We start from the raw sequence: 20,252 nt of genomic DNA on the forward strand, positions 1-20,252 counted from the left end.
CGTCAGCCGATCGGGCGCAGCTCGGCCGAACGGACGTCGTCGCCGGTCCGGAGGGTGACGAAGGCGCCGTAGCCGTCGGATGCCGCGCGCTCGAGCAGAGCCTTGAGGTTCTTCGGACGCTGTTCGACCCGCACCCGGGAGCCGGCAGCGACGAGGTGGGACTTGGCCGCCAGAAGCTCCACGAGGGACACATCGCGATCGTGCACGAGCACCACCCCGGGGCGCTCGTCGCCGGCCGCGTCCGACAGGAGATCGACGAGGCGCTCGAAGCCCAACGAGAAGCCCACGGCGGGCACGTCCGATCCCAGGAACCGGCCGATCATCCCGTCGTAGCGGCCCCCGCCGCCGAGCGAATACGAGACCGACGGGTGCGCCAGTTCGAAGATCGTGCCGGTGTAGTAGCCCATACCGCGAACCAGGAAGGGGTCGAAGACGAGCGGCACCTCGGCCGAGCCGCCGCGCGCGGCGCGCACGGCATCGCCGATGCCGACGAGGTGCGCGATGACCTCCTCGGCGATTCCGTCCGGCAGGCTCCGGCGGATGCCGTCGGCGTCGAAGCCGGCGGCTTCCGACTGCGGGCGGCGGAGGAACGCCTCGAAGGCATCGACGGCCGCGGCCGCGGCACCGCGCTCTCGCAGTTCGGCGACGACCCCGTCGACGCCGAGCTTGTCGAGTTTGTCGATCGTGATGAGGACGCCCGGCCGCTCGGACTCGGCGAACCCGAACGTCGCGAGCATCGCGTCCAGCACCCGGCGGTCGTTGATCCGGACCGAGGCCCCCGTCAGGCCGAGCGCATCCAGCGCGTCGAGGCTCGCGGCCATCAGCTCGGCCTCCGCGCGCGGAGTGGGGTCGCCGATGATGTCGATGTCGCACTGGACGAACTGACGGTACCGACCCTTCTGGGGCCGCTCGGCACGCCAGACCGGGGCGATCTGGATGGCACGGAAGACCGTGGGCAGCTCGGCCCGATGCGAGGCGTAGAAGCGCGCGAGGGGAACGGTGAGGTCGTAGCGGAGCCCGAGGTCGGTGAGGGCGGACGGGTCGTCGGCGACGGCGCGGATGCCGTCGGCGTCGAGACCGCGTGCCAGCACGTTGTACGCGAGCTTCTCGTTGTCGCCGCCGATACCGGCGTGCAGACGACCGTACTCCTCCATCACCGGGGTCTCGATCTCATCGAATCCGTGCGCCCGGTAGCGCTCACGGACGACGGCGAGGACGCGCTCGCGGCGCGCCTTGTCAGCAGGGAGGAAGTCGCGCATGCCGCGCGGCGGGTTCACGGTGGGCACCGCCCTATCCTTTCAGGTCGACGGCATCCGCCTCGGCGGCATCCCCCTGGTCGGCATCCCCCTCGGCGGCATCCGCGCTCCGCTGCTTGATTCCGGCTTCCACCGCCCGGATCCGGCTCTCGAGCGTTCGCAGCCGCTCCCGGAGGGCGCGCTCGGCGTCCCAGCCGTTCTCCCGCGCGAGGGCCACGAGTTCCAGCAGCGCGTCCCCGAGCGCCGCCTCGCCCGTGATCTCCGACCCGCGAGAACCCACGTGCGCCCCGAGAGGGTGGGGCGATGCCGGGCTCTCGGGGCCCGCCTGAGGTTTCGCGGGCCGGGCAGCGGGTCGGGCGGCGGGTCGGGCGGTGGGCGCGGGCAGCACGGCGTCGGCCTTGCCGAGCATCTTCTGCGCGAGCGCGAGCGACGGCATGTGCGGCGAGACGCCGTCGAGCACGCTCGTGCGCGACCGCTTCTCGGCGGCCTTCGCCGCATTCCACAGCACGAGCACCTGTTCCGGCGTCTCGGCCGTCTCGCCGCCGAAGACATGCGGGTGGCGCCGCACCATCTTCTCGGTCAGCCCGCGGGCGACGTCGTCGATGTCGAACGGATCGGATGCCGAGCGCGAGGCGATCTCGGCGTGGAAAAGCACCTGCCAGAGCAGATCGCCGAGCTCCTCCCGCAGGTCGGCGGGCGACCCCGCCTCGACGGCGTCGATCACCTCCGCAGACTCCTCGACGAGGTAGGGCACGAGATCGCGATGCGAGACCCGCGCGGTCCACACGCAGCGGTCACGCACGGTGCGCATCGTGTCGGCGGCGGCGCGCAGCGGATCGGACATGAGGCTCCTTCGTACGGGCCGTCTCAGGCTAGTCCGCCGACACGCGGGCGGTTCGCGAGCGCTGTATGACGGCCGTGTCAAATGGGACTCGCCGGTGCCAGTACTTTGGAGGCATGCGCGAGCTGACCCGAACAGAAGCCATCGATATCGTCGGACGATACGAGGCCGAGCAGGAGATTCCCGAGGCGATGCGCGCCGATGTCCGGATGCTCGGCTCGATGCTGGGGCAGGTGCTGCGCGAGAGCGGCTCGCCCGGGCTCTTCGACGACGTCGAGCGCCTGCGCGGTGCGACGATCCAGGCCTACACCGACGATTCCCCCGAGGCGTTCGAGCGGGCCGCGGCGATCGCCGAGTCGTTCAGCGTCTCGCGCGCGGACGAGGTCGCTCGCGCGTTCACGGTCTACTTCCATCTCGTGAACCTCGCCGAGGAGCACCAGCGCGTGCGGCTCCTGCGCGAGCGCGCGGGCATCTCCGACCAGGACAGCGCGAGCGATTCGATTCCCGCGGCATACGCGCAGCTCGCCTCCGAGGTCGGCGAGGACGAGGCCGCAACCCGCCTGCGCGAGCTGAGGTTCCATCCCGTCTTCACCGCGCACCCGACCGAGGCCCGGCGACGCGCGGTGTCGCAGAGCATCCGCCGCCTGGTCACGCTCCTCGAGACGCTCGAGAACGCCGCCGCCGGCGGTGCGGAGCACCGCCGTGCCCGCCGGCGCATGCTCGAGGAGATCGACACGCTCTGGCGCACATCGCCGCTGCGCGCGGAGAAGCCGACGCCGACGGACGAGGTCCGCGCCGTGATGGCCGTGTTCGACGACACCCTCTACACGACCATCCCGCTCGTGTATCGGCGTCTCGACGACGCGCTTCAGGGCGAGGCGGCCGGCAGCCGGCCCCCGGTCGTGTCGCCCTTCGTGCGGTTGGGCACCTGGGTGGGCGGCGACCGTGACGGCAATCCGTTCGTCACCGCATCCGTGACCAAGAAGGCCGCGGCGATCGCGGCCGAGCACGTGCTGCTGGGGCTCGAGCGCAGCACCGATCGGGTCGGGCGCGGGTTGACCATGTCGGGAGACACGACGCCCCCGAACGCCGCCCTGCGCGCGCTCTGGGACCGGCTCGCAGCCTCGGACGACGAGGGCGCCGCGGATGCCGTGAAGCGCGCCCCGGGCGAGCACCACAAGCGCGTCATGATGCTGCTGACCCGTCGCATCCGCGCGACCCGTGGCCGCAACGCCGACCTGGCCTACCGCGACCCCGAGGAGTTCCTCGCCGACCTCCGTGTCGTGCAGAGCTCGCTCGAGGAGGCCGGCGCCACGCGCCAGGCCTTCGGCGCGCTGCAGCAGCTCATCTGGGCCGTGGAGACGTTCGGCTTCCACCTCGCCGAGCTCGAGGTTCGCCAGCACTCGGCGGTGCACGCCAAGGTCCTCGCCGAGTGCGAGGCGGGCGGCGAGCTCAGCGAGCTCGCGACCGAGGTGCTCGAGGTCTTCCGCACGATCTCGCAGGTGCAGAAGCGGTTCGGTCCCCGCGCCGCGGGCCGCTACATCGTGTCGTTCACCCAGTCCGCCGACGACCTCGCAGGCGTCCACGCGCTGGCCCGCCACGCCGTCGGTCCCGAGGGGACTCCCCCGGTGCTCGACGTCATCCCGCTGTTCGAGACCTTCGCCGACCTCCAGGCGGCTCCCGGCATCCTCGCCGAGATCGTCGACCACCCGGCGTTCGCCGCGCGACTGGATGCCACGGGCCGGCGCCTCGAGGTCATGCTCGGCTACTCCGACTCGTCGAAGGACGTCGGACCGGTCGCCGCCAATCTCGCTCTCTACGAGGCGCAGGCGCGCATCGCGGCATGGGCGCAGGAGCAGCGCATCGAGCTGACGCTCTTCCACGGCCGCGGCGGCGCGCTCGGTCGTGGCGGCGGCCCGGCCAACTCCGCGATCCTCGCGCAGCCCCCGCACTCGGTCGACGGCCGGTTCAAGCTCACCGAACAGGGCGAGGTCATCTTCGCCCGCTACGGCGACCCCGACATCGCCCTTCGGCACATCGACCAGGTCGCCGCCGCGATCCTCCTGGCATCCGCTCCGTCGATCGAGCAGCGCAACAGCCGTGCCGCAGAGCGCTACGCCGATGTCGCGGCGACGATGGATGCCGCCTCGCGCGAGCGCTTCTTCTCGCTCGTGAAGGCTCCGGGCTTCGCGCCCTGGTTCGCAGCGGTCACCCCGATGGAGGAGATCGGCCTGCTCGCACTCGGCTCGCGCCCGGCCCGCCGCGGCCTCTCGGTCGAGTCGCTCGAGGACCTGCGCGCGATCCCCTGGGTCTTCGCCTGGACCCAGGCCCGCATCAACCTCGCCGGCTGGTTCGGCCTGGGCACCGCCCTCGAGGCGGTCGGCGACGAGGCGCTGCTGCGCGAGGCCTACGAGCAGTGGCCGCTGCTGCGCACCGTCATCGACAACGTCGCGATGAGCCTCGCCAAGGCGGACCCCCGGATGGCGCAGCGCCACCTCGCCCTCGCCGACCGCGACGACCTCGCGCAGCTCGTCGTCGACGAGATGCTGCTCACGCGCGACTGGGTCGTGCGGATCGCCGGCGGTGACGGACTGCTCGCCAACAAGCCGGTGCTGCAGCGGGCGGTGAAGATGCGCAGCCCGTACGTCGACGCTCTCTCGCTGCTGCAGCTGCGTGCGCTCCGGGTGCTGCGCGCGACGGAGCACGACGCGCCGACCCCGCCGGAATGGCAGCGGTTGCTGCTGCTGACGGTGAACGGCGTGGCGGCGGGACTCCAGAACACGGGGTGATGCCGAGGGGACGACCGGGGACGGCGGCGTGCGCGAGCGGGGTTAGGCTTTCTCCCCGTGCCCTCCGATCCCCCCTCCCCCTCGGGTCCTGTCCTCGCGCCTGCCGGCGGCCGTCCGGCCACGGTGTCGATGCTCACGCTGTCGACCTTCGTCATCGGCTCGATGGTCGGCGCGGGCGTGTTCTCGTTGCCCGCCGGCTTCGCCGCCGAGACCGGGGTCGCGGGCACGCTCATCGCGTGGGCTGTCGCCGGCGGCGGCATGCTCACACTCGCCTTCGCGTTCCAGCTGCTCGCCAACCGCAGACCCGACCTCGACGCGGGCGTCTACAGCTACGCGCGGGCCGGCTTCGGCCGGTACCTCGGGTACTTCTCGGCCTTCGGCTACTGGGCGAGCGCGTGCGCGGGCAACGTCTTCTACTGGGTGTTCATCACCTCCACGCTCGGCGCCGTGTTCCCAGCCCTCGGAGCCGGCGACACCATCGCGGCGGTCGCCGTCTCGTCGGCCGGGCTCTGGCTGTTCTTCATCCTGATCCGGCGGGGCGTCCGGGCGGCGGCCGCGGTGAACCGCGTCGTCAGCATCGCCAAGACCCTGCCGATCGTGGTGTTCGTCGTGCTGTGCGCGACGGTCTTCGACCCGTCGGTGTTCGCCGCCAACTGGGCGGGACCCTCCGGTGCACCGCTGTGGGATCAGATCCGAGCGACGATGCTCGTGACGGTCTTCGTCTTTATCGGACTCGAAGGAGCGAGCGTCAACTCGCGCCATGCCCGCTCACGCCGAGACGTGGGCCGGGCGACGCTGCTGGGCTTCCTCAGCGTGCTCGCGGTCTTCGCCTCGGTGACCATCGTCTCCTTCGGGGTGCTGCCGCGCGACGAGATCGCCGCTCTTCCCGAGCCCTCGCTGGGCGGCGTCCTGGAGACGATCGTCGGCCCGGCTGGAGCGATCTTCATCGGCGCGTCCCTCATCGTCGCCGTCCTCGGCGCCTACCTGTCGTGGACGCTCATGGCCGCCGAGGTGCTCCTCGAAGCTTCGCGATCCGGTGACCTGCCGACATTCCTCTCGCGCACCAACGCCGACGACACCCCGGTCGGTGCACTTCTGCTCTCCACCACGCTGGTCCAGGTGCTGCTGATCGTGGTCCTCTTCGCCGAGAACGCGTTCTCGGTGGCGCTCGATCTCACCAGCGTGCTCGTGCTGATCCCATTCGTCCTGTCGGCCGCGTACGCGCTGAAGCTCACCGTCACCGGGGAGACGTACCGGACCGGCGACCGCGCACGCGTGCGCGACCTCATCATCGCCGTCATCGCGACCGCCTACACGACCTTCCTCCTGATCGCAGCCGGCGCCCACTACCTCCTGCTGTCGCTGCTCATCATCGTGCCCGGCACGGTGCTCTTCGCCGCGGCTCGTCGCCGCGCGGGGGCGCGAGTGTTCACGCCGACCGAATGGGTCGTGTTCGCCGTCGCGGTGCTGGGCGCGGTGAGCGCCGTCGTCCTGCTCGCGACGGGGCGCATCAGCCTCTGACGCGCAGACCGCGTCGCAGACCGCGTCTCAGGACGCGGCCGGCGAGGTCGTCGGCGCCGTGGTCGCCGCCGGCACCGGGAAGAGCTGGTCGAGCAGCTGCCCCGTCCAGGCGATGAGGTCGGCGTCGCCGAGGGCCGATCCGCCCGCCGAGGGAAGCGGCACCACGAGGGCCTCGCCCCCGGCGAGCAGCTTCGCCTTGGGATACAGCCGCTGCAGCCGGATCCGCATCGACTCGGGCAGTCGCGCCGGCGCCACGCGCAGGTTCGGCCCCATCGCGACGACATCGGTGAGGCCCGACTGAGCCGCACGGCGACGCAGGCGCGCGATGGCCAGCAGCCCCTCGACCTCGCCGGGCGGACGTCCGTAGCGGTCGGTGAGCTCGTCGATCACGAGATCGATCGCGTCGTCCTTGGCACTGACGGCCGCCGCGGCCGAGAGCTTCTGGTAGGCCTCGAGACGCAACCGTTCGCTATCGATGTAATCCTCGGGGATCCGGGCAGCCACCGGCAGCTCGAGGCGCAGTTCGGCCGGACCGTCGACCTCCTCGCCACGGAACGTCGAGACGGCCTCGCCGATCATCCGGAGGTAGAGGTCGAATCCGACGCCGGCGATGTGCCCGGCCTGCTCGGCGCCCAGGAGGTTGCCTGCGCCGCGCAGCTCGAGGTCTTTCAGCGCGACCTGCATCCCCGAGCCGAGGTCGTTGTTCACGGCGATCGTCTCGAGCCGGTCGGCGGCGGTCTCGCTGAGCGGCTTGTTCTCGTCGTAGAGGAAATACGCGTACGCGCGCTCACGTGCGCGCCCCACCCGGCCGCGGAGCTGGTGCAGCTGGCTCAGCCCGTACTTGTCGGCGCGGTCGATGATGATCGTGTTCGCGTTGGCGATGTCGAGACCTGTCTCGACGATCGTGGTCGAGACGAGGACGTCGGCGCGTCGTTCCCAGAAGTCGTCGACCACCTGCTCGAGCTGATGCTCGCCCATCTGGCCGTGCGCGACGGCGATCCGGGCCTCGGGCACGAGCTCCCCCAACTGCGCCGCGACCCGCTGGATCGACTGGACGCGGTTGTGCACGAAGAACACCTGACCTTCGCGCAGCAGTTCGCGCCGGATGGCCGCGGCGATCTGCTTGTCGCTGCGCGGCCCGACATAGGTGAGGATCGGATGCCGCTCCTCCGGCGGTGTCGCCAGCGTCGACATCTCGCGGATGCCGGTGACGGCCATCTCGAGCGTGCGCGGAATCGGCGTCGCGCTCATCGCGAGGATGTCGACGCCGGTCTTGAGCTTCTTCAGCGCGTCCTTGTGCTCGACGCCGAATCGCTGCTCCTCGTCGATGATGAGGAGCCCGAGATCCTTGAAGGCGACCTTCTCGGTCAGGATCCGGTGCGTTCCGATGACCATGTCGACGGTCCCGTCTGCGAGGCCGTCGACCGTCTCCCGCGCCTGCTTGGCGCTCTGGAAACGCGAGAGAGGTCGCACCTTCACCGGGAATCCTGCGAAGCGCTCGGTGAACGTCTCGAGGTGCTGCTTGGCGAGAAGGGTGGTCGGCACGAGCATCGCGACCTGCTTGCCCTCCTGGATCGCCTTGAACGCTGCCCGGACGGCGACCTCGGTCTTGCCGAAGCCGACGTCGCCGGAGAGCAGGCGGTCCATGGGGATCGGCTTCTCCATGTCGGCCTTGATCTCATCGATCGTCTGCAACTGGTCGGGCGTCTCCGCGAACGGGAACGCCTCTTCGAGTTCGCGCTGCCAGGGCGTGTCGGGCCCGAACGCGTGCCCCTTCGAGGCCATGCGCGCCGAGTAGAGCTTGACGAGCTCGACGGCGATGTCGCGCACGGCCTTGCGCGCCTTGCCCTTCGCCGCGGCCCAGTCGCTGCCGCCCATCTTCGAGAGCACCGGGGCCTCGCCGCCCACGTAGCGCGAGAGCTGGTCGAGCTGGTCGGTGGGGACGAAGAGCTTGTCGCCGGGATAGCCGCGCTTGGCGGGAGCGTACTCGAGCACGAGGTACTCGCGCTGCGTCTTGACCGCGTTGCGTCCGCCGCTGGAGACCTCGCGCTGAACGAGCTCGACGAATTTACCGATGCCGTGGGTCGCGTGCACGACGACGTCGCCGGGCTTGAGCTGGAGCGGATCCACGACGTTGCGGCGCCGCGTCGCGAGCTTCTTCACGACGCGGCCGTCGGTGCCGATCGTCCGGCCGTAGAACTCGCTCTCGGTGAGGACGGCGAGCTTCGCCTCGGCCGACTCGAACCCGCGCTCGAGGGATGCCACGACGCAGACCGCGACGGCCTCATCGCCGATCTGCTCGATGCTCTCGCTCGTCCGGGCGGCGATCCCGCGCTCGGCGAGCACGTCGCGCGCACGGTCGACGAGCCCCGGGCCTGAGGCGCACACGACCACGCGCCATCCGCGCGTCAGCAGGTCGCCGATGTGCGCCGTCGCGCCGTCGACGGTGCCCTGGAACGACGGCACGGTGCTGCCCTCGATGCGCAGGTCGTCGCCGGTCTCGATGAGCCCTTCGTCAGCGGCATCCGCGGCGCCCGAGTCGAAGGCGCTCAGCGCCCACCACACGCCCGACCGCTCGCGCGTCGCCTCGCGGAGCGCGGGCAGAGTCAGGAAGTCTCCGGCACCGAGATCCACCGGGCTGTCGGCTCCCGCCGTCGCCGCGCTCCACGCCGCCTCGAGGAACTCGCGGTTCGTCTCGCCGAGTGTTCGGGCGCGGGTGCGCGAGCGCTCCGGGTCGATCAGTGCGACCGCCGAGCCGCGCGGAAGGTAGTCGACGAGCGGGACGACGCCCTCGGCAAGCGCGGGCAGGAGCGACTCCATCCCCTCGACGGGGATGCCCTGGGACATCTTCTCGAGCATCCCCGTCAAGCTCGGGAACGCGGGGGCCATCGCCCCGGCGCGCTCGCGGACCGCGGGGGTGAGCAGCAGCTCTCGCGCGGGCAGCAGCACCGCCTCGCCGACCTCGCCGGGCAGCGATCGCTGGTCAGCGATCGAGAACGCGCGGATCTGATCGACCTCGTCGCCGAAGAAGTCGATGCGCAGCGGATGATCGGCTGCAGCCGGGAAGACGTCGAGGATGCCGCCGCGCACGGCGAACTCGCCGCGCCGCGAGACCATGTCGACCCGGTGGTAGGCCAGCTCGACGAGGCGCCGGACGACCTTCTCGAGGTCGCTCCCCCGCTTACCGACCGTGAGGGAGACGGGTTCGGCGTCGGTCAGGCCGGCGGCCAGCGGCTGGAGCGCCGCGCGTACGGAGGACGTGATCACCAGTGGCGTGCTTCCGTCGTGCGCCGCTGCGCGCCGGAGGACCGCGAGGCGCCGGCCCACGGTCTCGGGGCTCGGGCTGAGCCGCTCGTGCGGGAGCGTCTCCCACGCCGGGAAGTGCACGACCTCCGCCTCGGGCATGAGGCACTGCAGCGCCGCACCGAGGGTCTCGGCACGGCGGCCCGTCGGAGCCACTGCGAGCACGACCGCCGGTCGAGCGTCACTCCGGCGCTGCTCGAGCAGTGCAGCGACGAGCGGTGCGTCGAGGCCGTCTGCGAGAGAGAAGTCGACGCTGCCGATGGCGCCGGAGGTCACCGCCTCCCGGAAGGAGTCAGCCTGCGAAAGGGCGCGCACGATCCCGGGAACTGTCACCACAGAAGCCTACCGCCGGCCACTGACATGGCGGCGTCGACGCCCGCGTCGGCGCCGCTCAGCGGGGCGCGTGGAAGCGCTGCTGGGCGGCGAGCAGCCCGTCGCCCACGACTGTCTCGACCGCGTCGGCGGCATCCGAGACGAGGATGCCGAGCGTCTTGCGTTCCGTGGCCGAGAACGGGTCGAGGACCCAGTCGGCGGGATCCTGCGCGCCCGTCGGCCGGCCGATGCCGACCCGCACGCGCGCGAAATCCGGCGTCGCGAGTGCTTTGGCGATGTCGCGGACGCCGTTGTGTCCGCCGTGGCCGCCGCCCGTTTTGAGCTTGACGGTGTCGAAGGGGATGTCGAGTTCGTCGTGGACGACGACGATCCTCTCCGGCGCCACACCGTAGAACGACGCGAGGCCAGCGGCGGGGCCGCCGGAGACGTTCATGAAGGTCTTGGGCTTGGCGAGCACCATCTTGGCGGCGCCGGGACGCAGCCACGACTCCGCGACCCACGCGTTGGCCTTGTGCGAGCGGAGGGTCTCGCCGCGCCGGCTCGCCAGTTCGTCGATGACCATCTGCCCGACGTTGTGGCGCGTCGCCTCGTAGCGGGGTCCCGGATTGCCGAGACCGATGATGAGCCAGGTGTCGGCCATGGCACGCCTTTCGAACGACGGAGCCCGCCCTCACCAGGTGAGAACGGGCTCCGCACGGATGAGTCTTACTCGGACTTCGCGTCGCCCTCGGCCTCGTCCGACTGCTCGGTCGCGGTCGCCTCGTCGGCGGCCTCGATCTCGTCGGCGGCGGCGATCGTCGAAGCGGGAACCGATACGGCGACGACGAGCGTCTCGGGGTCGGTCACCAGCGCGGCACCGCGGGGCAGCGTCAGGTCGGCCGCCGTGATGCGGGCACCGTCCTCGAGGCCCTCGACGTCGACCTCGACGGTCTGCGGGATGTGGGTCGCCTCGACCTCGAGGCTGACCGACGACGCATCCTGCGTCGCGATGGTGCCCGAGAACGGCTCGCCGGTGACGACGACGGGAACGTCGACCTGGACCTTCTCGCCCTTCTTCACGACGAGGAGGTCGATGTGCTCGATGATCTGGCGCACGGGGTCGCGCTGGACGTCCTTCACCAGGACCAGCTGCTGCGCACCGTCAACGGACAGCTCGATGACCGCGTTGGCGCGGCGGACGAGCAGCAGCATCTGGTGGCCCGGCAGGGCGACGTGCACGGGGTCGGTGCCGTGGCCGTAGATGACGGCGGGGATCTTGCCGGCGGCACGCAGACGGCGGGCGAAGCCCTTGCCGAAGTTGGTGCGCGTCTCGGCGACGACCTGGGTGTCGGTCTCGGTGGACATGCGTTTCTCCTTGTGGGCCTTCGCGGCCCTGCTAGCGGTATGCGGGTTCGACGCGAACGCGAGCGCGTGGAGAGGAAACGACCTGCACACACCCTCGTCGATCACGGATCCCGGTTCCCGCGGAGCGGGCACGCGGCATCCCTCGCCGAAGTGCTCCTTCACTCTACCAGCGCTGGGTAAGGTGGACGAGACATCGTCTACGCCCGGAGGAATAATGGAATACGGCTGGTTCTCACACGTGCTCTTCTGGATCATCGGAGCGATGACGCTCGGTTCGATCGTCTCCGTCACCCTGGCGCTGTTCTCGATGGGACGACAGGGCTACCGCAAGGGCTGATCCGCGCCTCGGGCTTCGGCTCCCCCCGGTCGGCCGTCAGCCGATCGCCGCTTCGCGCATCGCGTCGTCCGCCTCGGCGACGATGAGACCCATCGCGTCCGCGGCCTCCTCCGCCCGCCCCCCGGCGACGGCGAACGCGACGTCCTGATGCCAGCGGACCGCGAGCGGGTTCGCCTCGTGCGGCATCAGCTCGTGCTGCGTGCGTCCGGTCAGCACCGCTTCGACGACCGACCCGAGCGCCGCGAACATCGGATTCCCCGAGGCGGCGAGCAGTACGCGATGGAAGCGCACATCGGCGGCGAGGTACACGGCCCCGTCGGCATCCCGCTCCGTTCGGGCCATCTCCATGACCGCGTCGACGAGCTCCCGCCGCTGCTCGTCGCTCGCATGGTGAGCCGCCAGTCTGGCCGCAAGCGGCTCGATCGCCCCGCGCAACTGGCTCAGCTCATGCAGCTGACGATCGCGTTCGGGACCTGCCAGCCGCCAGCGGATGACCTCCGGCGCATAGACGTTCCACGCCGCGGCCGGCTGCACCTCGACGCCCGTTCTGCGCCGGACGCGGACGAGCCCGAGCGATTCGAGCACGCGCACCGCCTCACGGCCCGCGCCGCGTGACGACCCCTCGGTCAGGTCGGCCGTGACGAGGCGGGATCCGGCGGCGACGTCGCCGTGCACGATCGCCGCGCCGACGCGCTCCACGAGCGAGTCGTGAAGCGACGGCGGCGCCGATCGTTGCGTCATCCTCCGATTATGCCCGGCACATGGGAGCGATGCGAAAGGGATGTCGTGCATTCCCGCGCGTCATGTGTTTATATGTACGACAAATCGATCCGCGGCCTCGTCGCCGCTCGCCAGATCAAGGACGCTCATGGCCCTGTTGCCCTCTCCCCCCGTGCTCCTCGCCGCCGCAGAGGCGAGTTCTCCCGCGCCCGCCGGCCAGCTGATCGGAGCGGCCCTCATCGGCGTCGCCCTGATCGTCGTACTCATCACCTGGGGGAAGCTGCATCCCTTCCTCGCCCTCACCATCGGAGCCCTGACCACTGGCGTCATCGCCGGCATGGCGATCTCGGACACAGTCGGCAGCTTCACGGGCGGCTTCGGTTCGACCATGGGCGGGGTGGGCATCCTCGTCGCCCTCGGCGCGATCTACGGCAAGCTGCTCGCGGATTCCGGAGGCGCTGACCGCATCGTCGACACGCTCGTGGCGCGCGCGACGCCGCGCAGCCTGCCGTGGGTCATGGGACTGATCGGCGCGATCATCGGTCTTCCGATGTTCTTCGAGGTCGGGCTCGTCCTGCTGGTCCCCGTCATCATCCTCGTGGCCCGCCGCTCGGGCGTCGCCCTCATGAAGATCGCGATCCCCACTCTCGCCGGCCTGTCGGCGATGCACGGCCTGGTGCCCCCGCACCCGGGTCCGCTCGCCGCCATCGACGCGCTCGGCGCGAACCTCGGCATCACGCTAGCGTTCGGCGTCATCGTCGCCATCCCCGCGGTGATCATCGCCGGTCCGCTCTTCGCGCCCATCGCCGCGCGCTGGGCTCCCGTGCCGGTGCCCGACCTCTTCGTCTCCGCCGAGGAGAAGGGCGATGAACCGGTCCGTCGTCCCTCGTTCGCCGCGACGCTCAGCAGCATCCTGCTTCCTGTCGCACTCATGCTGCTCAAGGCCGTGGCCGACATCGCCGCTCCGGGCTCGACGGCCGCCTGGAAGGTCGTCATCGACTTCCTCGGCATGCCTGTCATCGCCCTGCTCCTCGCGGTGATCGTCGGCTTCATCGTGCTCGGACGCGGCGCCGGGTTCGACCGCGACCGCCTCACCGCCGTCGTCGGTTCGTCCCTCGGCCCCATCGCCGGGATCCTCCTGATCGTCGGTGCCGGCGGCGGCTTCAAGCAGGTGCTCGTCGACACCGGCATCGGCGGGGTCATCGCCGATCTGGTCGCCGGGTCGTCGATCTCGGTCCTCATCCTGGCCTGGGTGGTCGCGGTCGTCATCCGCGTGGCGACGGGCTCGGCGACGGTCGCCACCATCACCGCCGCCGGCATCCTGCAGCCGTTGACCGAAACGCTCGACGGGCCGATGACGGCCCTCCTCGTGCTCGCGATCGGGGCGGGATCGGTCTTCCTCAGCCACGTCAACGACGCGGGCTTCTGGCTCATCAAGGAGTACTTCGGCCTCGACATCCCGCAGACCCTGAAGACGTGGACCGTGCTCGAGTGCGCGATCTCCATCACCGGACTCGCCGGCGTCCTCGTCATCAGCGCGTTCGTCTGACCGGAACAGAAAGGTTCGTCATGACCGCATCCGCTCCCCCTGTCCTGGTCTTCATGGGCCCCTCCGGCACGGGCAAGTCGACGGTGGCCGCGATGCTCGCGGGTCGCCTCGGCTGGGCGTTCCAGGAGGGTGACGACCTGCATCCCGCCGCGAACGTCGCGAAGATGGCGGCCGGGCACGCGTTGAACGACGACGACAGGCGCCCGTGGCTCGAGACCATCGCCGCGTGGATCGACGACAGCATCGCGGCCGGCCGACCCGGGGTCATCACGTGTTCGGCGCTGCGCCGCCGCTACCGCGACATCCTCCGACGCGAGAACGTCACCTTCGTCCTCCTCGACGGAGAGGCCGCCACGGTTCGCGAGCGCCTCATGCGCAGGCAGGGGCATTTCATGCCGCCCGCCCTCCTCGACTCGCAGTTCGCCACCCTCGAGGTGCCCGATGCCGATGAGAACGCGATCGCGGTCACCCTCGACCAGAGCCCGCAGCAGCAGGTCGCCGAGGTCATCGATCGCCTCGGTCTGCAACCGTCGGCCTGAGCCGACCCCCAGCCGATAAAGTTGCCGTGGGCAGGAGCCCCGGTTCCTCCCCGCACACCCCACCCCGCACGCGAACCTGGAGCTACGCATGGCGTCGACCCCCTCACCGACAGGACCCTCGACCGATCAGGATCAGGCACCGCACGAAGCGGCCACGGTCCACGAGGGCGCACCGCGTCCGGAGGACGTCGACCGTCCGACGCCCGCCGAGAGCGGCGCGCCCGCGACGGCCGGGTCGGGTGCCGCGAACATCGGCGTCGTAGGTCTTGCCGTGATGGGCTCGAACCTGGCCCGCAACCTCGCCAGCCGCGAGGGCAACACAGTCGCCGTGTTCAACCGGTCGCGCTCGAAGACCGACGAGCTCGTCGAGACCCACCCCGAAGCGGGCTTCATCCCGGCCTTCTCGTACGAGGAGTTCGCCGCCAGCCTTCAGAAGCCGCGTACCGCGATCATCATGGTCAAGGCCGGTCGTCCCACGGATGCCGTCATCGACGAGCTCATGCGCGTGTTCGAGCCGGGAGACATCATCGTCGACGGCGGCAACTCGCTGTTCACCGACACCATCCGCCGCGAGAAGGCGGTCCGCGAGGCCGGCTTCAACTTCGTCGGCATGGGTGTCTCGGGCGGTGAGGAGGGCGCCCTGCTCGGCCCCTCGCTCATGCCCGGCGGGCCGGACGAGTCGTGGGTGACCCTCGGCCCCATCCTCAAGTCGATCGCAGCCGTCGCCGAGGGCGAGCCCTGCGTCACGCACGTCGGCCACGACGGTGCCGGTCACTTCGTCAAGATGGTGCACAACGGCATCGAGTACGCCGACATGCAGCTGATCGCCGAAGCGTACGACCTCATCCGCCGCGGCACGGGCAAGTCGCCCGCGGAGATCGCGGACATCTTCGCCGAGTGGAACCGTGGCGAGCTCGAGTCGTACCTCATCGAGATCACGGCGGAGGTGCTGCGTCAGACGGATGCCGCCACCGGCCGGCCGCTCGTGGACGTCATCGTCGACCAGGCCGGGGCCAAGGGCACCGGCGCGTGGACCGTGCAGACCGCCCTCGACCTCGGCGTCCCGGTGTCGGGCATCGCAGAGGCCGTCTTCGCCCGGTCGCTGTCGAGCCACCGCGAGCAGCGCGACGTGTCGGGCGCGCTGCCCGGACCCGACGACTCGGCGTTCACGGTCGAGGACACCGACGCGTTCATCGAGCAGGTGCGCCTCGCGCTCTACGCCTCGAAGATCGTGGCGTACTCGCAGGGCTTCGACGAGATCCGTGCCGGCGCCGCTCAGTACGGCTGGAACATCGACCTCGGAGCGGTGTCGAAGATCTGGCGCGGCGGCTGCATCATCCGTGCGCAGTTCCTCAACCGCATCGCCGACGCGTACGCGACCGGCGAGGAGCTTCCCGTCCTGCTGACCGCGCCCTACTTCGTCGAGGCGCTCGGCCGTGCACAGGGCGCGTGGCGCCACGTGGTTCAGGCGGCCGCGGGTGCAGGCATCCCGGCTCCGGCGTTCAGCTCCTCACTGTCGTACTACGACGGCCTGCGCGCGGAGCGTCTGCCTGCGGCGCTCATCCAGGGACAGCGGGACTTCTTCGGCGCGCACACCTACAAGCGGATCGACAAGGACGGCACGTTCCACACGCTGTGGTCGGGCGACCGGTCCGAGGTCGAGGCCGAGGACACCCACTGACCCACCGCGTCTGACGAAGGCCCCGGCGAGCATCTCCGCTCGTCGGGGCCTTCGCCGTCGAGGCCTCCGCCGTCGGAGTCAGAGCCAGTCGTTGCGCTTGAAGATCCCGTACAGGCCCGCACTCAGCAGCACCATCAGGCCGATCGCCATCGGATAGCCCCAGGGCTGGTCGAGCTCCGGCATGAACCGGAAGTTCATGCCGTAGAGGCTGGCGACGAACGTCGGGGCGAACCCGATCGCCGCCCACGAGGAGATCTTCTTCACCTGCTCGTTCTGACGCACCTGCACCACGGTCATGTCCGCCATCTTCTCGTCGAGTCGCTGATTGACGAGGGTCGCATGGATCGTGAGGGCATCATCGAGCGTGTGCCGCATCGACAGCACGCGCTCGGACACGTACTGGGCGCGGGCACGGACATCGTCCCATCCGGCCGGCTCGGCGTCGGGTGAGGCCGCCGTGAGCATCGCCCCGAGACGCGTCAGCACATCGGGCAACGGTGTCGTCGCGTGGGCCAAGTCGATCACTTCGCGCTGCAGGTCGAAGATGCGCCGCGAGACCCCGGGGTCGTCGCCGAAGAGCTGGTCCTCGATCTCGTCGATGTCGTTCTCGACGCCGTCCAGCACGGCGCGATACCCGCTCGTGACGAGTTCGGCGAGCACCCACATCACCGACGCCGAGCCCCGGCGGAGCAGCCCGGGGTGCGTCTCGATACGGGTGTGCAGCTCGGCGAGGTCGATCCGATCGGATCTCGTGACCGTGACGATCAGCTGCGGCGCGAGGAACACGTCGATCTCATCGCAGCGCACCGTCTCGGAGGCGTCGTCGTAGTGCGCCGGCTGCAGCACCACGAAGGCGTTGTCGTCGAACCGCTCGAAGATCGAGCGCTGGTGTGGTCGCAGGCTCTCTTTCACGGCGATCGGATGCAGGCCGAGATCGGCGGCGTGCGCCTCGATCTCGGAGGCGTCGGCATCGACGACGGCGATCCACGCGAAGCCCTGACGCTCCCGCGCGAGCGCTAGCGCGGCCCGGGGCGAGAAGTCGCCGGGCACCGGCGCTCCATCGACGTAGACCGCTGTCTCGACGTTCGTCATGACGTCACCGTATGCCACCACCGTCGCTCACAGCGCAGGCATAGCGTCGTCCATAGCTTCTCCATAGCGAACACCGCAGAATGTCACCATGACCACTCCAGCGCCCGCCCCTCTCAAGCGTCCCGACGGCTCCCCGCTGCGCGTGCTCGTCGTCGACGACGAGCAGATGCTCACCGATCTGCTCTCGATGGCGCTGAAGATGGAGGGCTGGGAGGTCCGCGCTGCGGCATCCGGTTTCGAAGCCCTCTCGCTCGCCCGTGAATTCGAGCCGGACGCGATGGTGCTCGACATCATGATGCCCGACCTCGACGGGATGTCGGTGCTGCAGCGACTGCGTCAATCGGGCGACGACGTCCCGGTGCTCTTCCTCACCGCGAAAGACTCCGTCGGCGACCGCGTCGCCGGTTTGACGGCGGGAGGCGACGACTATGTGACCAAGCCCTTCAGCCTGGAGGAGGTCGTGGCACGCTTGCGGGGCCTCATGCGCCGCGCAGGAACCGCGACCGCCGGCGGCGCCGACCCCGTCCTCCGCGTCGGCGACCTCTCCCTCAACGAGGACTCGCACGAGATCGAGCGTGGTGGCACGAGCATCGAACTCACCGCCACCGAGTTCGAGCTGCTGCGCTACCTCATGCGCAACCAGCGACGCGTCGTGTCGAAGGCGCAGATCCTCGATCGCGTTTGGAACTACGACTTCGGCGGCCGGTCCTCGGTGGTCGAGCTCTACATCTCGTACCTGCGCAAGAAGATCGACGCCGGACGGGAACCGCTCATCCACACCGTCCGCGGTGTGGGCTACATGATCAAAGCGCCGCAGTGACGACTTCGTCCGACCGCGATCCGGGGCGTTCACGCGCGGGCTCACGCCCCCGCAAGCGCTGGACGCTGCAGACCCGCCTCATGCTCACCGTCGTCAGCATCGTCGCGCTGACGCTGATCTCGAGTGCGGTCGGACTCGCCACGACCATCGGGACCGTCCTCGTCGGGACCGTCGACACGAACGCGCAGTCACTGACCCGAGGACTGAAGCTCTTCGACAGCAACAGCTACGTCGTGCGCCTGCGCTCGGCGGAGGAGACCATCGCGAACACGCAGGGACTGCCTTACGGCTACACGCTGCTCGTGCAGGACCCGAGGGGCCCGGTCACCGGCGCGACCTTCGACGGCGAGGACGGGGTGCGAAGCCTCACGGCTGCGGAGTTGAACGACCTCGCGTCAGCCGACCTCGGCTCCGGCGCCGCCACGATCGAGATCGGCGACCTCGGCGCCTACCGAGTGGTCACCTACAAGGCCGGCGACGTGACGGGTCTCGGCGCGCTCCCGCTGGCGCAGGTCGACAGGACGGTCGCGACAGTCGTCACCACGATCACCATCGTCACGATCGGCGGCCTGCTGCTGCTGAGCGCCGCGATCGCCGTCGTCATTCAACGGTCGCTGCGACCGTTGCGTGTCGTCGCCGATACCGCAACGAGGGTGGCATCCCTCCCCCTCGCCCAAGGCGCCGTTTCGATTACCGAGCGCGTGCCCGAGGAGGAGACCGACGACCACGACGAGATCGGCCGCGTCGGCGCCGCGCTGAACACGCTCCTCGATCACGTCGACTCCTCTCTCGTCGCCCGCCAGCGCAACGAGGAGCGGATGCGGTCCTTCGTCGCCGACGCCAGTCACGAACTGCGCACTCCCCTGGCCTCGATCCGGGGATACTCCGAGCTCTCACTGCGCGCGATGCGCCAGGGCGTACCCGGCGTCGAGGAGACGACGACGTCGGCGCTGGAGCGGATCCAGGCGCAGTCTCTCCGGATGACGAGCCTGGTCGAAGACCTGCTGCTTCTCGCGCGACTCGACGAGGGTCACGAGCTCGTCTACGGGTCCGTCGACCTCACGGCGCTCGCGGTCGACGCGGTCGCCGATGCGCGCGCCGCTGGTCAAGACCACGAGTGGCGCCTCGAGGTCGGAGACGAGCCGGCCGTCGTCGCTGCGGACGCCACCCGCATCACCCAGGTCATCGCCAATCTGCTGGCCAACGCGCGCGTCCACACGCCCGCCGGGACGACCGTCACCACGGGCGTACGCGTCGAGGGCGGCACGGCGATCCTGTGGGTCCACGATGATGGCCCCGGTATCGATCCGGCCATCGCCGACGAGATCTTCGAGCGTTTCTCGCGCGGTGACCAGTCGCGTGCGCGGCAGACAGGCGGCACCGGACTCGGCCTCTCCATCGCCCGGGCCATCGTCGCCGCGCATGGCGGATCTCTCACCGTCGAGAGCGAGCCCGGCTCGACGACCTTCGAGCTGCGCCTGACGGCCCGGCCCGCCGACCCCGATGCCGCTGCGTCGCGAGCGGAAGACGACGATGCGGCGGATGCCGAATGAGGGAGCAGGAGACGCGGATCATTGCCGTTCGCGAGGGCCGAGTGCAGCCGAGCGGCTCGTGGCTGTACGTCTGGATCGACATCGACTCGGGTGAGGTCGCTTACGTCGGCGCGACCGGGTACGACCCCGAGCTACGCGCCCACCTCCATCTCGAGAGCGAGGAGCCGCGCCTCGGCGGGGTGCGGGCGACGGTGCATCGCTACGCCGAGCGCGACTTCGACGTGCTCGCCTTCGCGCTTCCCGAAGGTGTCGATCGCGCTGCGGCGAAGAGAGTGCTCAGGGCGCGCCTGACCGGACGCGACGCGACGGAGGGATTCGACGACGTCGTGTCCGAGATCGATGAAATCGAGAGTGCGGTCGAGGAGGTGCGATCCGCCCTGCAGCGGCGCCGGGGGGGACGCGTGAGTCGTCGCTCCGGCGGCGGTGTGCGGCATCCGCTCCTCCCTCTTCGGGCTCTTCTGCCACTTACCCCCAGGCGTACATAATTACGACAGGAATGTCGTACCCCCTGTCATCATGGGTACATGCAAGCGAGTCGTGTTGAGCGCGATCAGGGCGGGGACCTCGGTCCGTC

Annotated in this window: 16 protein-coding genes; 9 read left to right on the top strand and 7 right to left on the bottom strand. The window is 70.2% G+C overall.

Annotated elements, in window-relative coordinates; genetic code table 11:
- Positions 1-2: 2 nt before the first annotated feature.
- Both hisS and ACPYN5_RS10305 read right to left on the bottom strand, forming a co-directional pair.
- Positions 3-1,259, bottom strand: a complete 1,257-nt coding sequence (hisS, locus tag ACPYN5_RS10300; protein WP_424448959.1) for a histidine--tRNA ligase — start codon at positions 1,257-1,259, stop codon at positions 3-5.
- A gap of 31 nt (positions 1,260-1,290) precedes the next feature.
- Entirely contained in the window at positions 1,291-2,100 is an 810-nt protein-coding gene (locus ACPYN5_RS10305; RefSeq protein ID WP_424448885.1) for a nucleoside triphosphate pyrophosphohydrolase, read from the bottom strand.
- A gap of 113 nt (positions 2,101-2,213) precedes the next feature.
- On the opposite strand from ACPYN5_RS10305, the gene ACPYN5_RS10310 reads away from it, so the two are divergent.
- Both ACPYN5_RS10310 and ACPYN5_RS10315 read left to right on the top strand, forming a co-directional pair.
- Positions 2,214-4,886 carry a phosphoenolpyruvate carboxylase gene (locus tag ACPYN5_RS10310; protein ID WP_424448886.1) on the top strand — a complete coding sequence of 891 codons (2,673 nt, stop codon included), beginning with the start codon at positions 2,214-2,216 and terminating at the stop codon, positions 4,884-4,886.
- Between the two features lie 129 nt (positions 4,887-5,015).
- A complete protein-coding gene (locus ACPYN5_RS10315; RefSeq protein ID WP_424448960.1) occupies positions 5,016-6,407 on the top strand; it encodes a basic amino acid/polyamine antiporter in 1,392 nt (463 codons plus the stop codon).
- 27 nt (positions 6,408-6,434) lie between these two features.
- Here the strand turns inward: ACPYN5_RS10315 and mfd are convergent, their stop codons facing one another.
- The 3 genes from mfd to ACPYN5_RS10330 all read right to left on the bottom strand — a co-directional run bounded on the left by mfd (position 6,435) and on the right by ACPYN5_RS10330 (position 11,387).
- Positions 6,435-10,043, bottom strand: a complete 3,609-nt coding sequence (mfd, locus tag ACPYN5_RS10320; protein ID WP_424448887.1) for a transcription-repair coupling factor — start codon at positions 10,041-10,043, stop codon at positions 6,435-6,437.
- A 58-nt stretch (positions 10,044-10,101) separates the two neighbouring features.
- Entirely contained in the window at positions 10,102-10,683 is a 582-nt protein-coding gene (gene pth / locus ACPYN5_RS10325; protein WP_424448888.1) for an aminoacyl-tRNA hydrolase, read from the bottom strand.
- 65 nt (positions 10,684-10,748) lie between these two features.
- Complete coding sequence (locus ACPYN5_RS10330) at positions 10,749-11,387, bottom strand: 50S ribosomal protein L25/general stress protein Ctc (RefSeq protein ID WP_424448889.1); 639 nt, start codon at positions 11,385-11,387, stop codon at positions 10,749-10,751.
- 214 nt (positions 11,388-11,601) lie between these two features.
- Here ACPYN5_RS10330 and ACPYN5_RS10335 point away from each other — a divergent pair, with 214 nt between their 5' ends.
- The gene (locus ACPYN5_RS10335; protein WP_424448890.1) at positions 11,602-11,724 is read left to right on the top strand and encodes a hypothetical protein; all 123 of its coding nucleotides are present in this window, start codon (positions 11,602-11,604) and stop codon (positions 11,722-11,724) included.
- 36 nt (positions 11,725-11,760) lie between these two features.
- Here the strand turns inward: ACPYN5_RS10335 and ACPYN5_RS10340 are convergent, their stop codons facing one another.
- The gene (locus ACPYN5_RS10340) at positions 11,761-12,465 is read right to left on the bottom strand and encodes a FadR/GntR family transcriptional regulator (RefSeq protein WP_424448891.1); all 705 of its coding nucleotides are present in this window, start codon (positions 12,463-12,465) and stop codon (positions 11,761-11,763) included.
- A 127-nt stretch (positions 12,466-12,592) separates the two neighbouring features.
- On the opposite strand from ACPYN5_RS10340, the gene ACPYN5_RS10345 reads away from it, so the two are divergent.
- The 3 genes from ACPYN5_RS10345 (at position 12,593) to gndA (ending at position 16,213) form a co-directional block, all read left to right on the top strand.
- The gene (locus ACPYN5_RS10345) at positions 12,593-13,993 is read left to right on the top strand and encodes a GntP family permease (RefSeq protein WP_424448892.1); all 1,401 of its coding nucleotides are present in this window, start codon (positions 12,593-12,595) and stop codon (positions 13,991-13,993) included.
- Positions 13,994-14,013: 20 nt separating this feature from the next.
- Positions 14,014-14,532 (top strand): gluconokinase, encoded by a 519-nt coding sequence (locus tag ACPYN5_RS10350; RefSeq protein ID WP_424448893.1) that lies wholly within the window; start codon positions 14,014-14,016, stop codon positions 14,530-14,532.
- Positions 14,533-14,620: 88 nt separating this feature from the next.
- Positions 14,621-16,213, top strand: a complete 1,593-nt coding sequence (gndA, locus tag ACPYN5_RS10355; RefSeq protein WP_424448894.1) for an NADP-dependent phosphogluconate dehydrogenase — start codon at positions 14,621-14,623, stop codon at positions 16,211-16,213.
- A gap of 78 nt (positions 16,214-16,291) precedes the next feature.
- On the opposite strand, the gene ACPYN5_RS10360 is transcribed toward gndA, so the two are convergent.
- Positions 16,292-17,305 (bottom strand): magnesium and cobalt transport protein CorA, encoded by a 1,014-nt coding sequence (locus ACPYN5_RS10360; RefSeq protein WP_424448895.1) that lies wholly within the window; start codon positions 17,303-17,305, stop codon positions 16,292-16,294.
- An 88-nt stretch (positions 17,306-17,393) separates the two neighbouring features.
- Here ACPYN5_RS10360 and ACPYN5_RS10365 point away from each other — a divergent pair, with 88 nt between their 5' ends.
- From ACPYN5_RS10365 to ACPYN5_RS10375, 3 genes are read left to right on the top strand one after another with little or no spacing between them, the layout of a single operon-like run.
- On the top strand, positions 17,394-18,125 hold the full coding sequence (locus tag ACPYN5_RS10365; RefSeq protein WP_424448896.1) for a response regulator transcription factor: 732 nt from the start codon (positions 17,394-17,396) through the stop codon (positions 18,123-18,125).
- Entirely contained in the window at positions 18,122-19,678 is a 1,557-nt protein-coding gene (locus tag ACPYN5_RS10370) for a sensor histidine kinase (protein ID WP_424448897.1), read from the top strand. Before ACPYN5_RS10365 ends, ACPYN5_RS10370 begins: the two co-directional genes overlap by 4 nt.
- Positions 19,675-20,163 (top strand): hypothetical protein, encoded by a 489-nt coding sequence (locus tag ACPYN5_RS10375; protein ID WP_424448898.1) that lies wholly within the window; start codon positions 19,675-19,677, stop codon positions 20,161-20,163. The genes ACPYN5_RS10370 and ACPYN5_RS10375 overlap by 4 nt, the downstream gene beginning before the upstream one ends.
- The last annotated feature ends 89 nt before the right edge of the window (positions 20,164-20,252 follow it).

This window comes from Microbacterium arborescens (genome assembly GCF_049707515.1).
GTDB lineage: Bacteria > Actinomycetota > Actinomycetes > Actinomycetales > Microbacteriaceae > Microbacterium > Microbacterium arborescens_B.